The organism is Veillonella tobetsuensis, from assembly GCF_002959935.1.
GTDB classification, from domain to species: Bacteria; Bacillota; Negativicutes; order Veillonellales; family Veillonellaceae; genus Veillonella; species Veillonella tobetsuensis.
In genome coordinates this window covers 75455-93672 of sequence record NZ_PPDF01000012.1, presented here as the reverse complement: position 1 = coordinate 93672, position 18218 = coordinate 75455, and the positions used below count along the sequence as shown (strand labels likewise).

Here is an 18218-nt window from a genome sequence, read left to right as displayed (position 1 = left end):
CTAAAATAGCATAACAAAAAACTCTTTATTTTATAAAGCAAATGATAAAAGACGAGTCCAAAAATTAGGTCTTTGTCCAATCCAATGTTCTGGTACGGCAGGATAAAAAACTCGGTCTGCTAGTAAATCACGCTCATTTAATCGTACATCGCTAAGTAAATCTTTTTTATACTCTGTATCAAGCTTAGAAATGGCTTCTACATAACTTTCATAATGATTAGGTATTGCATCATAACCAGTGCCAAAGAAATGTATTAAACCATTTGTATACAAATCTAATGCACGTTTATAGTGCTCAGAGTGGTGTTGGAAGGATGTAATATTACATTCGAATAAAATTCCTTTATCAACCCATTGCAATAGGCGTTCTGGTTGATTAAAGAATAAACTGTTACATTCAACTTCACTAATAATCGGTGTAATCCCTAGGTCACATAATTCTTGTAACCACGCATCTACATGATAAACTTTACAGTTCTCAGGAACAGTAACCAACATAAAATGACTGTTTCCTAGTACAAGAGATTCTCTATGATTGCTAATATATGCAAGCATATTGTCACTTAGCTCGACAACAGCACCTTTATGTAGAGTAACATTAATATTTTGTTTATTCACGATATGCACCATTTTTTCCACATCAGTTGATAGTGTTTCAAGGATACTATATAAATTGTGAGTATTTACCTTTGGCGTACAGAAAATATCAGTAATACCAGACGCAACTAACCCCTTAATCATTTGTACAGATTCAGCCATAGTTTGAGGACCTTTCCCCTCCTCTATGCCTGGCAAAATATGTGTTTGTAAATCTAATATGCGTTTCATGTTCTTCCCCATTTTAATCATTATATCGCCCCTTACCTCGATATAATTCTCTCAACCATTAAATTCATTTTGTATTCATATTATATCAATCTTTCTATGTCTTGAAAAGTACCTATACCTAAACTTTTGATAATATTTGATTGTTTCAAATTAAAAGTTAATTTATATTTTCATTTAAATTTCACAAAAAAAAGACTTCTATGAAAAATCATAAAAGTCTTTTTTATCACATTTAAATATCTAAAAAAATAAATATAGAAATCTTATAGTTCTAAGATTTATGACTGAAAGAGCGGTAGATGGATAGTATTAGCTGAACAATTACTACACCAATAATAACACCAGCAGTATCAATTGCTACATCGCGAATTGATGCATTTCTACCTACACTAGTCAACTGTAAACATTCATCGAGCCCTGCTATAGCAAGACCAATAGCAATTACCTTAAGACCAGCATATTCTCGATTAAATTGATGAAGCGCAATATACAAACAGCCTCCGAGTACGGAAAATTCAAAGACATGGGCCATCTTGCGCACAATGCGATTTAGGGACCACACATCACCTGTGAATCCAAATTTATAAAGTAATGGACTTAACCATTGAGTTATTCTAAGACTAAAACCATCTGAGGAAACATCATTTTGTAATGAATTATCCCATATAAAAAGAATAACGAGAATAACTAAAGCAAAGCTTATCCAATGTTTTTTTAACATCTATTCTCCTCACCACTAATCTCGATCAAAGATATCTCTAGTGTATACTTTATCCTTTACATCTGCCAATGCTTCATCCCATCGATTAGCCACAATTACATCACTAACTCGTTTGAAATCTTCAAAATTTCTAATCACAGGCGAATGGAAGAAGTCTTCAGCTTCTAGGGTTGGCTCATAAACAACAACGGCAATACCCTTTGCCTTGATGCGCTTCATGATACCTTGTACTGCAGAAGCTCTAAAATTGTCAGAATTAGTCTTCATTGTCAATCGATAAATGCCTACAATCTTTGGTTGTTTAGCAATAATAGCATCCGCAATATGATCTTTTCTAGTCCGATTAGCATCAACAATAGCAGAAATGAGATTTTGTGGTACATCATTGTAATTTGCTAATAACTGTTTTGTATCCTTTGGTAAACAGTACCCACCATAACCAAAAGACGGATTATTATAAAAATCACCAATACGTGGATCTAAACATACGCCATGAATAATCTCACTTGTATTTAACCCCCGTACTTCTGCATAAGAATCTAGTTCATTAAAGTAGGCTACACGCAATGCTAAATATGTGTTAGCAAAGAGCTTAATCGCCTCAGCCTCTGTAGAGCCGGTAAAACACTGAGGTACATCTTCTTTAAGGGCCCCTTCTGCTAATAATCTTGCAAAGGTACGAGCTCGTTCAGAATCTTCCCCAACCACAATACGAGAAGGATATAAATTATCATATAAAGCTTTACCTTCACGCAAAAATTCTGGAGAGAAAATAATATTATTAGTATTAAAACGTTCTCTCATTTGCTCTGTATAACCTACAGGAACCGTTGATTTAACAATCATAACCGCATCAGGATTAATATCCAATACGGTTTTAATGACTGATTCAACTGATGATGTATCAAAAAAATTCTTTTGCGGATCATAGTTTGTGGGGGTAGAAATAATTATATAATCGGCCCCCAGAAAAGCATCTTTTGGATCTAACGTGGCACGGAAATTTAAAGATTTATTCTTTAAATAATCTGCTAATTCCGCATCTACAATAGGTGATTCCTTGTGATTAATCATTTCAACCTTTTCAGGAATGATATCTAGAGCTACTACCTCATTGTGTTGTGCTAGTAATACACCATTCGAAAGGCCCACATAGCCTGTACCAGCTATTGCTATTTTCATTTATTTACCACCCTTCATGTAAAAATCTTTATACCATATCGCAAAGCGTCTTAAACCTTCACGAAGTGTTGTACTTGGTTTAAATCCAAAATCGGCTTCTAATGCCGATGTATCTGCATAGGTAATCGGTACATCGCCCGGTTGCATCGCTACAAGCTCCTTATGGCGTTCCATATTAAAGTCTGGTGGCAGAACACCGGCTGATACTAATTCTTCTCCTAAAATTGTTACAAAGTCTAATAAATTTTCAGGGCTATTATTGCCAATATTATAAATTGCATATGGTGGCACTGGTAATCCATCAGCGCCATTTCTTCGCTCTGGAGCCACTTGCATAACCTTATAAACACCTTCAACAATATCATCTATATAAGTGAAATCACGCTTACAATTCCCATAGTTGAAAATCTTAATAACATCTCCCTTGCGCAAGGTATTAGTAAAACCAAAGTACGCCATATCTGGACGCCCTGCTGGGCCATAAACAGTAAAGAAGCGCAAACCTGTACTCGGTATGTTATACAACTTAGCATAGGAATAGGCTAATAACTCGTTAGATTTCTTTGTAGCTGCATATAGGGATACAGGATTATCTACTTGATCTTCAGTGGAATAGGGGATTTTTTTATTAGCCCCATATACGGAAGATGATGATGCATACACGAGATGCTCTACCCCTTTTGTACCGTTATCATAAGAATGACGACAACATTCCAATATATTATAAAGTCCTATAATATTGGACTCTATATAGGCATCAGGATTAGTAATAGAATATCGTACACCAGCCTGTGCCGCTAAGTTTACAACTATTTCCGGTTTATACTCCTCAAAAATAGATTCTAAAAATGCTTTATCTGCGATATTGCCCTTTTTAAAGGTCCATTGATTATCATGTTTAACATCTGACTCAATCTGTTGTAAGCGATAATCTTTTAAGCTTACATCATAATAGTCATTGACAGAGTCAACACCTATGATATGACTTGCTTGAGCTGTTTTAAACAGCCACATAACAAGATTGGCACCGACAAATCCGGCCGCACCTGTAACGAGAATGACTTTATTATGTAATGATACATTTTGTGAAAGCATAATCTGTCCTTTCCTTTAAGAGCGTTTTAATCGTAATAAGACGCTCTCCCATATTTTAGTAAGTATAATTCTCTCCGTTGGAAATAGATACAATACAACAAGATACAAAATAAGACTGATACATATACAGAAAATCGTCCAAATCATACTATTATGTAAATGTAATAATACATATGAGCCAGTGCCCACTACAGCGGAAGCAATGATATAGGATTTAATATTTCGAATGACAAGCCATGCATTCATACCAACATATATGGCTAATAGATAAAGAAGTACAGCAATCATCTGTACACGCACAATAGAACGAGCATATACAAAGGTTGTAAAGTCATATTGCACGCATACATATATAACAGGTATTAATACGAATAGATGTGCCATTTGTGCGAGAAATGAAATATTAGGCATCCCCTTCGCACGGAATGCTTCGGATATTAAATAGGATATTGCCGTTACTAGGGACGAACTTAAAGCCCAGGAGCCTAACACGATGCCAGCTAGTTTCCATTGTGGCCCTAACAAAATTTCTACAATAAAATCTTGGTATACAAACATCCCCACACCCAAAGGTACGAGGAATAAAGCCATGTACCTTTGAAAGGTTAAAAATGTTTTTTCAAATTCTACCTGATTATGTTGATGTCGTGATAATGCAGAAAATAATACAGGCGCCATTGAAGATGTGGCAATAGCCATTACAGTTGTTACTATAGCTGTCGGCATCTTGTACAGGCCAAGATAATATGCATCTAAAAAATGACTAATAATAAAGGTATCTACCCAAGCAGTAAGCCAGATAGAAAAAGCTTCTGCTAAGGACCAAGCACTAAAGCTGAACATTTTTCGAAACACAGTACTCGAAAAATAGATAGATATCAACTTTTCTTGTCGAACACATAGTGCAATAGCTGTAAATAAATGCGCTGCCAATAATCCGGCAATTAAGGACCAGTAATCAAACCCGGCTAAAGCCATTGGTATAGATATGAACAAAGGTGTAATGATTGTAATCATACGGATACTTAAGAGGAATTTAAAATTAAAGCTCCTTCTATACATGGCCATTTGTATACTGCTAAATGCACCTAACGGCAACATGGCCCCCATTACAGCCAATGGAAATCCTAATCCTTCGTTTCCAACTAATATTGCTAGTTCATCACGCCAAATAATAATGATAAGCCACAATACAATCGCCAAAACTATATTCGAGATAAAAGCGACACTTACATTCTTCTGCTTTTCATCTTCACTTTCAAATTCATATTGCACAAGAAATTTTTGAAAACCTGCATCGGCTAGCATCTCTGCAAAGGAGATGACCATCATAATGGTCGCTAAAATACCAAATGCTGTAGGTGCCAATATATGTGCCAATATGATATTTGTAACCGGTGTAATAAGCTTTGCTAAGATCTCTGTTATGAGTGACCACTTAGCAGCAGCTACAACTTTAGTATCCATAGAGATTCAAATCCCTTTACTTATGATTTATATTCTTTAAGCCTTGTAAAAATAATTCATAATGAGCTTCACAGGTCAGATAATTTTGTATGGCTAAATAACTTGTTTTACCTAATAATAAGCGAGCTAACTTGCGATTACATAAAAGATTAAGTGCTTTCACAATCCAAGAGCGACCTAAGAATTCTCGCAAATAGCGATTAATGTGCTCATCAGCAAAATACTTATAGCTTTCATATACAAAATGAGGATTCTTAATATCCTCGCTTAATTGATTGTACATTTCTATAACAAGCTGAGCATGTTCCTTAGTTGCTAAAGTAATCCCTACCTCTGTACGAGTAATAGGAATTTCATTGATATGGACACCATCTTGATTAATATTAATTTCTACGACCAATGAATCAGCAACTATATCATATAAATTATTAAAATATTCTGTTTGGAATACGAAACTACCTTGCCCATAGATAATCGTACCAGCCTCGTAGTCTTCTCGAGCACCAATGCAGTGACTATGTTGACAAAGAACTAGGGAAGCCCCTTTTTCAATAAACTTGCGACAATAGCGTTGCAACATTGGTGAAGGATAGCGGTAAAACTCCTTCCCACCATGGTAAATAACAATCACATAATCGCATTGTTCTTTAAGGGTTTGTACATGATCAAAACTTTCTAATACATCGAAAGGATTAGCCCCTGCACGATGTACACTAGCACTAGAAAACTCATTTTCTGTGCACATATAGATGCCCAGCCGTATCCCATCTTTTGTAAATATGTAAGGCTGTTTCGCCTCATTCACATTGCCACCAGCACCACTATATGCAATATTAGATTGAGTTAACACCTGCATTGTAGATTGCAGGCCTTCATAGCCTTGATCGTAGGAATGATTATTTGCCAATCCTAATAATAAGGATGGTATAGCTTTAAATCCATTAATTGTTTTTGTAGGAGACTTTAAATTATGTCCAAATTTGTCAATTGATGTATCGTTGTCTGTAAGAGGGGCCTCCAAGTTAAATACATTTAAATCAGCCTCACATAACATGTTATATAATTGCGTTCCAATTATAGAGTGCATATCACCGTTTTCAAATAATATGCGATTTATATCTGTAGGGACAAAATCAGCTCCGATGTATATTTTCAAGATGTAACCACTCTCCCATTTTGTAATCATACTCAATTGGTTCTATCTTTATAAATCCTGCGCCAGGGTATAGTGTTAGTTCTCCGATGTATAGGCGATCATTCACATCATAAAAATCCACCCGTAAAAAAGGAAATTCTTTAGATAACTGTTTACTTAAAGCAATCATCTCTTCATAATGAGGCGGCTTTTTAAAGTCCTTATTAGAAGGTTCATAATGAGGAACAGAAATATTCATAAATTCCCAGTTTTCATCATAGTAATCCATCCGCGTCCCGGTTTCAGAAAAACGTTCAGAACAAACAACAGTTATTTTGGGTTCACCATGAAAACAATAGATTTTATAGTCTAATAGGTCATCACTGCCTAATTCATCTATGTATTCTTCAGCAATAATACGTCGAGGCACATCCTTATAAGGCCATTCTCGAGCTATCAGATAAAAATCACTCTTTAAAGACTTATTTATAATGTTTCGTGCTTCTTCTTTATTAAATGTAGATTTGTCCTTACAGATTACAATGCCTCCACTATCATGGGTACATTTCAATACAAACTGATTTGGCAATGCATCAAAATCAATATCATCAAAAGAATTCCACACTCCCAAGGTGGGAATGATGTATTTTGAGTCTATCCTATCTGCTAAATAGTGTTTCGCCTCATGCTTATCCACCATAGTAATATATTCTGGTTGACGATCATGTAGTTTCATCCATTGCATTTTTTCATTAAATGTCTTAGGGTTGTCCAAATCTAATGGATAGCCTTGATATTTCTGAAATATTTTACGCAAAAACTCCTCATCATTTAAAGAATCATAAAAACCCAGCTTTATCATCGTCTTAAGCCGATAATACGGATCATGAACGAACTTCTTTCCTTTGCTCAATATTGTTTGTATATTCATCGAATGCCCCCCTTTTAGCACGTAAAATTTGTACTTCCATATAAAATAGCATCATGTAAAAGTAGGTACTTTTGCTTTCATAAGAAACCAAGCCCATATCCATAACTAATTGAGACATAAGCAGAATAAATACCATTACATATTCATTGCTGTGTAAATCATGATAGCGCAACATGTTATATACGAGATACACATACATCGAATAATACGTTACAACTCCGATAATGCCGGTACCAGCCAATAACTCGATGTAGTTATTATGGAGATAATAGTTTTCTATTCCAAATATAGAATATGTATAAACGGAAGGATTATGAATCCCTACACCTATGAGAGGAGACTGATGAAATAAATCCCATCCAATATCTACTAACATCAAACGGACAATAGTTGATGAATCGCCTCCAGTCCCAGTGAAGGCTTCAACCATAGAGCTCATCCGCTCAAGTATTTCACTAAACATAGGCAATTGTAAAATCCCTATAAAACCTACAATTAATACGGTTAAGTAAGTCACCAATTTAGCTAAGGAATTAACAATATTTGTACTGCGAAAGCTTTTAAATACAAAAAGTAAAGCTACCCCAGCTACAACAAACACCAATGCTTTTCGACTGCCAGTAGCTGCTAATATACCTAATGTTGGTAATGCTATAATGTTCCACCACCGTGGCTTGTCATACATCATGTAGTACACAGTCATAACGATGGCATTTGCCCCTAATAAGCCAACAGTATTTGCATTCAAAGCTTCATTTGCAATTCGTGTAGACGAAGATAATACATTGATAAAATAATCTAGTCCGTAATAATATACCGTATAAAAACAGACGATATACCCTGCCCACATACCAATTTTTAACAGTAGATCTACTGATTTTTCTCGCTGAAAACACATATATAAGACAATGAGCATACAAAATATTTTTACAATGTCAAAGCTTCTACTCAGTGCTACCGATGAATCAAGTGCATCAATTGAGCTAACATAACAAACGCCTATGAATAGTAGCATATACATATGCATCCAATTAAAAGACAGTGTAATACGTCCCTGTTCTCTAATGAGGTAGCATAAAATTAGGCCAAATAAACATACGAATAATACATAGGCACCATAATTAGCTTCACCGAGGGCAAATGATATGGTTAATGAAAGTACAAGAAATATTAATGTTATAAACCATATAAGACGATTAGATATGGCCGTAATATTTAATTTCAATACTGTCCCTCTTCTCTCTATATATGTACATCACAACACAAAGCTAATTTATAAAATATCAATCCAACGTTTAGCAATTTTACTGAGTGGAAATGTGTCTCGTACCTTAAGTGCTTCATGAGATATTTTCTTCGCTAGCTCAGGATTTGCTAATAGGGATTTCATTTTCTCATACATTGTTTTCGTATCACCTACGGGAACAAGTAATCCATTGACACCGTCCTGAATGACCATACGCGCACCGCCTACAGGGCAATCTGTAACGACAACCGGTAAGCCCATTCCCATGGCCTCCAACATGGAGTTTGATATACCTTCAAAGTCAGACGATGAAACAAACATCGTACAAGGCCGTTCCTTTTCTAAGATATTTGATGCAAAGCCTGGTAATATAATTCTATCAGTTAAGCCTAGGCTGGCTATTTGTTGACGAAGTTCATCTTCTAACACACCTTGCCCATAAATTACGAGCTTATACTCTTTAAATTCATCAGCTAACATGCTAAAGGCATTAATCATCATAGGTAAATTCTTTTGTGGATGTAATCGACAAGCCGTTACAATAGTTTTATCCCGTTCACCTTCATAAGGTTTCGGTAGATTACCATTAATAGGATTTGGAATGATATGACCACGACTTTGTATAGTGTGAGAAAAATATGATTTTGCATCTTCTGTTTGAAATACGATAGCATCCGCAAAATTAAACGCGAAATCTCGCAGCATTTGTTGATGTTTACCTACAGGTACCTTGTGCGGATTATTTCGTTCAGAAAAAACTATACGATTTTTCACAAACCAAGAGCTGATGGCCAAAATGAAACTAGACGCACTTAGAAAAGACAAACATGTCGCATGGGGGCGTTTTTTCAATATTCCAATAAGGACTTTTATCTCTTGTAAGAAGCGAATGATTTTATTTGAGCTAGTCGTATGAATTTGAATTTGCTCTATCCCCTCTGGCAATGCATACTCTGTTCCATATCGATTAGGACTCGTTTGAATTACCGTGATTTTATGACCATCTTGATGCCATTGTCGTGCAAGTTCCGTTAAAATACGTTCTGCCCCATCATTTCCAAGAGATATGGTAACTATAATGATTTCTTTACTCATGATGACGCTCCTCTTTGATATATTCGGCAAGTCGCATATATGCTTCTTTCATCGAAACCTGTGGTTCCCAGGATAGACTTCGCATCTTCTTTGAATTCAAAAACATATGGACTGTAGGAGCATAACCAAAGGAAGATAGGTTTTCTGGAATATCAAAAATAACAGAAATCTTATCTTCACCCACATGACATGCCACTAAATTAGCAATACTAGCAATGCTACGAGTTTCCTCATCATGACAAACATTATAAGCTTCGCCTACTTCACCTTGACTCAGCAAAATAAGGATAGCTCTTACCGCATCAGTAATATAACAGAAATTAGACATTGAATCCCCCTTCGTATGAAGGATAATATCACGACCATCCAAGGCATGTTGGGTGAACTGCATAAACACCCGATTATCATCTAACGGCACACCAGCACCGAACGTCTGCGCAAGGCGAGCGATTTTAACAGGAACACCAAATTCAACAGCATAGGATTTACAGTAACACTCACATAAGCGTTTACTTTCAGAATAAGAGCTACGCACATTAAGGTGATCTAAATATCCGATACGATCTTCGGTCATCACTTGACCTGACTCATAAGGAACTCCATATTGTTCCATGCTAGATAAATAAACCATACCTTTAATTTTCTGTTCTTTTCCAAGTTCTAACATACGCTCCGTACCATGAATTGACGTACGAATTGTATCAACCGGATGTTCTACAAAATATTTTGATTTTGTAGGGGCTGCACCATGCATAATATAGTCACAAGCTATATCAAGAGATTCTAATGGGGTATCAACAAAGGTTAATATATCTGAGTCAACAATATCACTAAACATATGATGAGCTTTTTCTATATTCCTAACATGACAGATGACGCGTAGTGAAAGATGATAAGCATCATTCGCGGCTATTAATGAACGAGCCACCATAGAGCCAATTAAACCAGTCGCTCCGGTAACAAGGATTAATTTGCCACGAAAGGCATCAAATATCTGGGAATCACTTATAATTTCTTGTATGTCTCGTTCAACAACCGTATTAATTGCCCTCACCTCCACTTTCTCTATTTTTTAATATCCCCGTAAACATATAGTAGTCTGACGGAGTTGTAATCTTAATATTTTCTGGCTCCCCCCATACAGGGTACAATGGATACCCATAATGCATCATCATAGATGCAGAATCGATAAAATCATGAATGCCCTCTGCTATAGATGTATCGTGAACAGAAAGAATATCACCGAGCCTAAAACTTTGAGGAGCTTTTGCCATTAAGCATTGTTGACGATTTAAAATCGTCTTGATTTCACCATCATCTGTAACCATAACAGTTTCAATAGCGGGAGTTACCGTAATAGCACTCCCCTTAGACTCTACTGAACGAATATTTCTAACAATGGTGGAACTATCAACTAAAGGTCGTACGCCATCATGAATTAATACGGTTACATTATCAACACCATACAATCGCTTAGTCTCAAGTAAACCATTATATTGAGAGTCTAATGCAGTTTCACCACCAGGTACGACAGATACAACCTTTTGAAGTCCCTCTTTTTCAATTAATGCTTTTGCATAATCCATCCAGTCCGCCTTACAGACTAAAACAATGCCATCGATATATGGTTCTGCTTCAAAAATGGCTAAGGTTTGTATAAGTATAGGCTTGCCATTCCATTCAAGAAACTGCTTTGGCATCTTATCATTTTTCATTCGGGATCCTACGCCACCAGCAAATATAACTGCTATTCTTTTCATAGAACCTCCCTTAACTATTAACGATGTTCGTTTACTAAATAATGAATGCCCTTATAATTTGTATAACTATTATCCATATCAATATATACGGCATCATGCTTCGCCACACGTTGCTCTACAGGAGGCAATTGCATATAGTCGCCCCAAATCAAACGTAGATAACGCTCATAGCCAGCCATAACTGGGATTTGATAACCTTCAAACTCCTTATATATAACATGATCAAAATCTTGGCGTGGATGCCGTAACTTCATACCCTTCAAACTACCAATCAGTTCTGTCACTTCATCAGATGTTTCAAAATCATATTGACTCATTTGTTTCTCTGCAAAGCGCCATATATGATAACGCCACGAAGGTTTAGAAATCACCTTATATATACAACCTGCCAGCATACGATATAGTTTCCCCTTATTATCAGGTAATCTTTGTGCATTAAATAGAGCAAAGGTCATGGCCCACATGAGCTGAAAGAATCGTTTTACAGGACCCTTAGGGCATCCATCAATAGGCATAATTTCAAGGGCCAAACCATGACATATGTCTTCATTTACACTATGACGATTAATGAAAGTAGTTTCTTCATCGCGGATTGATACGCCCGCATCATGATAAATCTTATCTCTCGTTGTCCTGCAGTAGGTATAGCGTTTATCTCCATATAATGGCCACAATTCAGCCAGTTTTTCATAGTCTGGACGAGGCATAAAAATATCTAAATCGTCATCCCATGGTATGAATCCCTTATGACGAATGGCACCTATAAGACCGCCTCCACACAAATAGAATCGTAGATTATGGGCATCACAAAATTCTTTAAATACTAAAAGCATATTCAGTTCTTTAGCTTGTATATCATGAGCTGTTGTTTCTGCCATACTACCTTTCTAACGTATAACGGCCAATACCGTTTCCACCATAACTTTCAATTCTCTAAAAAATGAGAATTCTACAATACTTCGTAAATTCCATTCCATCTTTGCTGGAAGTACATTGTGAATATAGCATTCATCCACATCATCTGCGGCGTCTAATAAAGTATCTTCATCCTTATATCGAATGCTGGCTATACTTGTTACGCCTGCAGGAAGTAACAATGTCGCTTTCATTTCATCTGTATAGGCTGCTACATATCTTGGAACTTCTGGTCGGGTACCTACAAAACTCATGGCCCCTTCCAATATATTGATTAATTGAGGCAATTCATCGAGTCGGCACTTGCGCAGAGCTTGTCCTACCGATGTGACGCGCATATCGCCTTTAGACGTTACTTGTGCACCAAGTTGCTCCGCATTTTGTACCATAGTTCTAAACTTATAAATACTAAAGGTTTGTCCATACTGAGTAACCCGTTCTTGTCTAAAGAATACAGGTCCCTCACTATCTAGTTTTATCCATATAGCTAATACTAGAAATATAGGACTCAAAAAAATTAATAGAATAGCTGCCATTAATCGATCAAATATAGCCTTAAGCATCAAATCACAACGCTTAGATGCTAAAATTTCATAATAAGGACGAACTGCTTCACAACGCATATCATCGGGTAATTCCTGCCATGATTTCCAGATCATAATACACCTAAACATTCTTTAAATGTATGAATCACATAATCCACCTCTTCATCAGTTAAATTAGTATGAAGTGGCAATGTAATTTCATTTTTGAACTGATTATATGCATTTGGATAATCATCTATGGAGAAACCCAAGTTCTTATAAGCTGTATGCATTGGAATCGGCTTATAGTGTACGTTCGTAGCAACATCTTTTTCAGCCATTCTTTCAATTAATTCATTGCGTTGTTCCATGGTTGCATCATTGAGACGTACTAGATATAAATGACCACTACTCATATACTCATCCGTATAATGTTCGACAATAGATACAGGACAATCCTTTAAGGCCTCATCATAGCGTTTAATGATTTCTTGACGTCGTTTTAATAGTTTAGGATATCGTTCTAACTGAGCTAATCCAATAGCTGCCATAATATCTGTCATATTACATTTGTAATAGGTGCCTTTAATATCATATTCCCAAGCACCGATCTTAGTTTTCGCTAATGCATCCTTATCTTGACCATGTAAGGATAACAATTGGAATTCCTTATAGATTGCTTCATCATCGATACCCTCTATATGTTTCCATGTAGCAGCACCGCCTTCCGCAGTAGTAAAGTTTTTTACAGCGTGAAAAGAGAAACTACTAAAATCAGCTACATTGCCTGTGTGAAGATTCTTATACGTAGCACCAAAGGAGTGTGCACAGTCTGCAACAATTGGAATTCGTCCTAATGCACGTTGTATATCATTACTTGGTTTAAAAAGATATTTTGCATCATTTACGATTGAGAATAGGCGATCATAATCACAAGGAACACCACCTATATCTACAGGAATAATTGCTTTTGTCTTGTCCGTAATAGCTGCAGCAACCTGATCATAGTCCATTTCATAAGAGTTAGGTGCAGTATCAATTAATACTAACTTGGCCCCTACATGAACTACGGGACTTGCACTAGCCGTATAGGAGTAAGCACTAGTTATAACCTCATCACCAGGTCCAACACCTAAAACTCGAAGAATCATTTCTAAAGCAGCTGTTGCTGAATTTAAACATACAGCCTTCGGTGTCCCTAAATAGGTTGCAATACGTTGTTCTAATTCCTTAGTCCGTGGTCCAGTTGTAATCCAACCACTTTTTAACGCTTCTACCACCTCATTGATTTCTAATTCAGTAATATCTGGAGGAGAGAAATTAATTTTCATAGCTTTCACCTATACTTTCCATTTATTCCATATCAATAAATACTGATCCGATAATAGGTACTCCAATTTGATCTAATCGTTGTTTAGCTAATGCCATATCATCAGGCTGTACATAATGACCTTTAACAACAAAGAGGACACCATCGCCCTTTTCAGCTATAACCAATGCATCTGTAACACTTAACACGGATGGGGTATCTACAACGATGACATCATATTCATCGCGAATATATTCAAATACTGTTGATAATCGATGGGAATCAACAACCTCAGACGGAGATGCCACCGCAGTTCCACTGCTAATTAAATCTAGATGAGGCATCACATTACGATGAATTGTCAAATCTTCATCCATAACAACATGATTGGTAAGCCCTTGATTTTTCACATCAAACAATATGTGTTGTACAGGATTACGCAAATTACAATCGATTAATAATACCTTATCATTATTTTTAGACAAAGAAATTGCTAAATTAGCGGCAACCTCGGATACGCCTTCACCGGTTGTGGCAGCTGTAACACATAGTAACTTTCTATTTTCTGCATTACAGCGATATTGTAGATTGCTGCGCAATGTTCGATAGGATTCCACAAGAGGAGTATCACCATATTCTTTTGAAATTAATCGTATTGTATCCATCTTAACCTCTCACCTTATACAACCAACGCAACACTTTATTATTAGGCTCTTCTCTTACTGTTTTACTGTGATTAGGAATAATACCTAACATTGGCACTTGTAACATATCCTCAACATCTTTGGATGTTTGTACTTTACGATTTCCAAAGGACTGTACTAATGTATAGAAACAACCCAATAGCAGGCCTATAACAGCACTAGCAAGCATAATAAGTACTCTCCGTGGTGCAATAGATTTTTCCGGTAACGTAGGAGCATCTACAATTTGCACTTCATTTGGTACCATGACTTCCGCTACCTTGGCTTCTTCCAATCGCTTTGAAAGCATTTGATAAATGTCTTGTGCTACATCTACATCACGTTTAGCCTGAATATAGCCACGTTCCTTTTCAGGAAGAGCCTTCATAGCATCTTCGTTAGCCTTATCCAAATCAGCTAAAGCCACCTCTTTACTTTGAGCAACAGCTAATGCTGCTTCATTTCTAAACTTATCTGCTAATAAGCCTTGTTGAGCCGCATTACTAGATGGTGCTTGTTGGGAAATAATAGCATTGATTTCTTGTTGTAACCCAGCTCTAGCCTTATCAATTTGATCATTAACTTCTTTCATATCAGGATGAGAGTCTGTATATTTGCCTGCATAACTAGCCTTGCGCGCCTCTAGATTTGCCAACTGTGCTTTATAAGCTTGAACCGTTGAGCTATCGGCAATACTCGCACCAGCAGATCCTAAGTCCGCATTAATACTCCCTAATGCAGCTTGTGCAGTTTCTAAATCAAGTTTATTTTGAGCTTTTTCTCGATCAATTAAAGTAATCTTATCGGTAAGACCCTTCATTTGATCATTAGTCGAATAGATCTTATTATCTACTTGAAATTGTTGTAATTTTTGCTCCGCTTCAGATAACTCAGCCTTAGCTGTTACCACACGCTTTTGTAAGAATTCACGTGTCGTTTTTTGTTCCACATGAGATAAATCTGCTAAGCGATTCAAAAAGGAGTCGATTAATAATTGATTGGCTTCTTGTGCTTTTTCTGGACTCTTACCAGTTACGCTAACTTGTAGAAGCTGAGTTTCTTTATATGGTTTTGTTTCAATGCGGTTTTTAACAAACTCTTCATAAGTCGGTGCAGTACTACCCTCACCCTCTATGGCGGTGATAACAGGTTCCACAACATTACGACTTTTTAAAATCTCAGCATTTGTATTCATCAGCTGACGTGCCATCGCATCTGAATAGCCAGTTTCTGTTGACAATACAGAATTACCTAAACCTTGAGTCTGTTTAATTCGCAACATCGCTGTCGATTGATATGTGGATGGTGTAACTACTAAATAAGCACCACCAAGGAGAATACAAATACCCGTAACATTTATGATAGTTTTCCGTTTCCGAATAAGAATCTTAGCTATATCTTTTAAATCTATAATTTGTTCCATCCCAATACCCCTTTCAAGTAGGCATACAACACAACGGTCTCTCTTCCCGCTTATACATTGTGATTAGGCGTATATGTTGGAATAATATCTTGTAATACACCTATTACATCCATATCTGTTTGACAGGACTCAAATATACTAATTTTTCCCATCAACCATTCACTATCAACAGTATCTAATGCAGCTTCGAAAATCTTAGTATGATTCGTCCGATTTGTCCCTTCTTCAGAGGTAAGCAATTCTTCATATTTCTTTTCACCTGGTCTCAAACCAGTAATTTTAATATGAATATCCTTATCTGGTTCAAGACCTGATAAGCGAATCATATTTCTTGCTAAATCAATGATTTTAACTGGTTCACCCATATCAAGCAAAAATACTTCGCCACCTTTGCCCATAGCACCAGCTTGTAATACAAGCTGACTAGCTTCTGGTATTGTCATAAAATAGCGCGTCATTTCAGGGTCTGTCACAGTTACAGGACCCCCAGCTTCAATTTGCTTTTTAAATAGAGGAATAACAGAACCACGGCTACCTAATACATTGCCAAAACGAACGGTAATATATTTTGTATCATAGGTGTCATTCATCGATATAATGACCTTTTCTGCTACACGCTTAGTAGCACCCATAACACTTGTTGGATTTACGGCCTTATCCGTAGAAATCATGACAAATCGCTCTGTACCATGACGTCCTGCTACTTCTGCTACATTTCTAGTACCATAAATATTATTTAAAACGGCAGCCATTGGTTGTATTTCCATTAAAGGGACATGTTTATGTGCCGCTGCATGAAATACTACCTGAGGATTATATTGAGTAAATATTTGATCTAATTGTTGTCGATCTCGTATATCTGCAATAATAGGAATGATTGGACCATCCTTATATAAACCTTTTAACTCCTGATTAATGAGATATATACTATTTTCTCCATGTCCTAGTAGCAAAAGTTTTTTAGGCCCAATACGCATAATCTGACGACAAATTTCAGAACCAATAGATCCACCAGCACCTGTTACAAGAACCACCTTATCATGAATATAATGCTCCACTATGTCCATATCGAGTCGAACTTCATCTCGTTCTAATAAATCTTCTATGGATACAGGATGTAAATGAGATACCAGTACTTCATCATCTAATAATTGGTACATACCAGGTAAAGTATTAACTTTACATTTTAGAGGTGAACAGATTTCCATAATACCTCTAATTTCATCTCGTTTAACAGATGGCATGGCAATAATAATTTCTTTCACTCTATATTCTTTTACAATAGTAGGAATATCATTACGATTACCAAGTATACGAATACCACCCATCAAGCGATTGAACTTTGACTCATCATCATCTATAAAACCAATTACTTTGCGTGAGCGCTTATGATATCTTTCAATTTCACGAGCAATCGTTGCACCTGCATCTCCGGCACCAATGATTAATGTATTCACCATTTCCGCATCTGCACTAGGTTTTCCACCATAGCGTATCGCAATATAATGTAATACCATTCTACCGATACCGATGACACCGGTACTAAGTAGCCAACTGATTAAGTAAATAGACCTAGGTAAGGATTTATCAAACACATGCATTCCGGTATAGAACAATCCTGCCCCTAATGTGGTAGCAATCAGTACGGCAACAACTTCGCGCATCCCCGCATAACGCCATATGCGCGTATATAGATGCATCGATAAGAGCATAATAATGTAGGATATTACCATTATCGGCAACGCAGCTATCATCTGTTCCATATACTGAGGTGTTATATAACCATCAAAACGTATGAGCAAACTAATTAGTGCTACACCAATGATAGTAATAACATCTACAATAAGTAATAGGACCGGTAATAAATATGAACGCAATGAAAGCCCTCCTTATATGACTTACAT

At 36.5% G+C, this 18218-nt stretch carries 17 protein-coding genes; all 17 read right to left on the bottom strand.

From position 1 onward, the window contains the following. Positions 1-30 precede the first annotated feature (30 nt). Positions 31-828: a CpsB/CapC family capsule biosynthesis tyrosine phosphatase gene (locus VTHSUH11_RS06350; RefSeq protein ID WP_181143917.1), complete on the bottom strand. Its 798-nt coding sequence runs from the start codon at positions 826-828 to the stop codon at positions 31-33. A gap of 271 nt (positions 829-1099) precedes the next feature. After that, positions 1100-1549 (bottom strand): VanZ family protein, encoded by a 450-nt coding sequence (locus VTHSUH11_RS06345; RefSeq protein ID WP_059361881.1) that lies wholly within the window; start codon positions 1547-1549, stop codon positions 1100-1102. A 15-nt stretch (positions 1550-1564) separates the two neighbouring features. Further along, a complete protein-coding gene (locus tag VTHSUH11_RS06340; protein ID WP_059361880.1) occupies positions 1565-2731 on the bottom strand; it encodes a nucleotide sugar dehydrogenase in 1167 nt (388 codons plus the stop codon). Continuing rightward, on the bottom strand, positions 2732-3826 hold the full coding sequence (locus VTHSUH11_RS06335; RefSeq protein WP_105093044.1) for a GDP-mannose 4,6-dehydratase: 1095 nt from the start codon (positions 3824-3826) through the stop codon (positions 2732-2734). Positions 3827-3841: 15 nt separating this feature from the next. Then, positions 3842-5293 (bottom strand): lipopolysaccharide biosynthesis protein, encoded by a 1452-nt coding sequence (locus VTHSUH11_RS06330; RefSeq protein ID WP_105093043.1) that lies wholly within the window; start codon positions 5291-5293, stop codon positions 3842-3844. 16 nt (positions 5294-5309) lie between these two features. Further along, positions 5310-6449 (bottom strand): CapA family protein, encoded by a 1140-nt coding sequence (locus tag VTHSUH11_RS06325; protein WP_105093042.1) that lies wholly within the window; start codon positions 6447-6449, stop codon positions 5310-5312. Continuing rightward, positions 6427-7359: an ATP-grasp fold amidoligase family protein gene (locus VTHSUH11_RS06320; protein WP_105093041.1), complete on the bottom strand. Its 933-nt coding sequence runs from the start codon at positions 7357-7359 to the stop codon at positions 6427-6429. Before VTHSUH11_RS06320 ends, VTHSUH11_RS06325 begins: the two co-directional genes overlap by 23 nt. Then, the gene (locus VTHSUH11_RS06315; protein WP_105093040.1) at positions 7313-8584 is read right to left on the bottom strand and encodes an O-antigen ligase family protein; all 1272 of its coding nucleotides are present in this window, start codon (positions 8582-8584) and stop codon (positions 7313-7315) included. Before VTHSUH11_RS06315 ends, VTHSUH11_RS06320 begins: the two co-directional genes overlap by 47 nt. Positions 8585-8632: 48 nt before the next feature. After that, positions 8633-9700, bottom strand: coding sequence for a glycosyltransferase (locus VTHSUH11_RS06310; protein WP_105093039.1), 1068 nt, complete (start codon positions 9698-9700; stop codon positions 8633-8635). Next, positions 9693-10760 (bottom strand): NAD-dependent epimerase/dehydratase family protein, encoded by a 1068-nt coding sequence (locus VTHSUH11_RS06305; RefSeq protein WP_105093038.1) that lies wholly within the window; start codon positions 10758-10760, stop codon positions 9693-9695. Before VTHSUH11_RS06305 ends, VTHSUH11_RS06310 begins: the two co-directional genes overlap by 8 nt. After that, a complete protein-coding gene (locus VTHSUH11_RS06300; protein ID WP_059361872.1) occupies positions 10741-11460 on the bottom strand; it encodes an IspD/TarI family cytidylyltransferase in 720 nt (239 codons plus the stop codon). The genes VTHSUH11_RS06305 and VTHSUH11_RS06300 overlap by 20 nt, the downstream gene beginning before the upstream one ends. 17 nt (positions 11461-11477) lie before the next feature. Further along, on the bottom strand, positions 11478-12338 hold the full coding sequence (locus VTHSUH11_RS06295; RefSeq protein WP_105093037.1) for a LicD family protein: 861 nt from the start codon (positions 12336-12338) through the stop codon (positions 11478-11480). A 9-nt stretch (positions 12339-12347) separates the two neighbouring features. Continuing rightward, positions 12348-13034 (bottom strand): sugar transferase, encoded by a 687-nt coding sequence (locus VTHSUH11_RS06290; RefSeq protein ID WP_105093355.1) that lies wholly within the window; start codon positions 13032-13034, stop codon positions 12348-12350. Continuing rightward, on the bottom strand, positions 13031-14230 hold the full coding sequence (locus VTHSUH11_RS06285; RefSeq protein WP_105093036.1) for a DegT/DnrJ/EryC1/StrS family aminotransferase: 1200 nt from the start codon (positions 14228-14230) through the stop codon (positions 13031-13033). Before VTHSUH11_RS06285 ends, VTHSUH11_RS06290 begins: the two co-directional genes overlap by 4 nt. Before the next feature lie 22 nt (positions 14231-14252). Then, positions 14253-14873, bottom strand: coding sequence for a CpsD/CapB family tyrosine-protein kinase (locus tag VTHSUH11_RS06280; RefSeq protein ID WP_105093035.1), 621 nt, complete (start codon positions 14871-14873; stop codon positions 14253-14255). Position 14874: 1 nt separating this feature from the next. Further along, positions 14875-16314, bottom strand: coding sequence for a GumC family protein (locus VTHSUH11_RS06275; protein ID WP_059361868.1), 1440 nt, complete (start codon positions 16312-16314; stop codon positions 14875-14877). A 50-nt stretch (positions 16315-16364) separates the two neighbouring features. Next, positions 16365-18191, bottom strand: a complete 1827-nt coding sequence (locus VTHSUH11_RS06270; RefSeq protein WP_105093034.1) for a polysaccharide biosynthesis protein — start codon at positions 18189-18191, stop codon at positions 16365-16367. Positions 18192-18218 lie beyond the last annotated feature (27 nt).

What these genes read in the sequence shown, in the direction of transcription:
- VTHSUH11_RS06350 (WP_181143917.1), bottom strand. Translation starts at nt 828, where the DNA reads ATGAAACGCATATTAGATTTACAAACACATATTTTGCCAGGCATAGAG.
- VTHSUH11_RS06295 (WP_105093037.1), bottom strand. Translation starts at nt 12,338, where the DNA reads ATGGCAGAAACAACAGCTCATGATATACAAGCTAAAGAACTGAATATG.
- VTHSUH11_RS06300 (WP_059361872.1), bottom strand. Translation starts at nt 11,460, where the DNA reads ATGAAAAGAATAGCAGTTATATTTGCTGGTGGCGTAGGATCCCGAATG.
- VTHSUH11_RS06335 (WP_105093044.1), bottom strand. Translation starts at nt 3,826, where the DNA reads ATGCTTTCACAAAATGTATCATTACATAATAAAGTCATTCTCGTTACA.
- VTHSUH11_RS06285 (WP_105093036.1), bottom strand. Translation starts at nt 14,230, where the DNA reads ATGAAAATTAATTTCTCTCCTCCAGATATTACTGAATTAGAAATCAAT.
- VTHSUH11_RS06310 (WP_105093039.1), bottom strand. Translation starts at nt 9,700, where the DNA reads ATGAGTAAAGAAATCATTATAGTTACCATATCTCTTGGAAATGATGGG.
- VTHSUH11_RS06280 (WP_105093035.1), bottom strand. Translation starts at nt 14,873, where the DNA reads ATGGATACAATACGATTAATTTCAAAAGAATATGGTGATACTCCTCTT.
- VTHSUH11_RS06330 (WP_105093043.1), bottom strand. Translation starts at nt 5,293, where the DNA reads ATGGATACTAAAGTTGTAGCTGCTGCTAAGTGGTCACTCATAACAGAG.
- VTHSUH11_RS06275 (WP_059361868.1), bottom strand. Translation starts at nt 16,314, where the DNA reads ATGGAACAAATTATAGATTTAAAAGATATAGCTAAGATTCTTATTCGG.
- VTHSUH11_RS06320 (WP_105093041.1), bottom strand. Translation starts at nt 7,359, where the DNA reads ATGAATATACAAACAATATTGAGCAAAGGAAAGAAGTTCGTTCATGAT.
- VTHSUH11_RS06345 (WP_059361881.1), bottom strand. Translation starts at nt 1,549, where the DNA reads ATGTTAAAAAAACATTGGATAAGCTTTGCTTTAGTTATTCTCGTTATT.
- VTHSUH11_RS06290 (WP_105093355.1), bottom strand. Translation starts at nt 13,034, where the DNA reads ATGATCTGGAAATCATGGCAGGAATTACCCGATGATATGCGTTGTGAA.
- VTHSUH11_RS06340 (WP_059361880.1), bottom strand. Translation starts at nt 2,731, where the DNA reads ATGAAAATAGCAATAGCTGGTACAGGCTATGTGGGCCTTTCGAATGGT.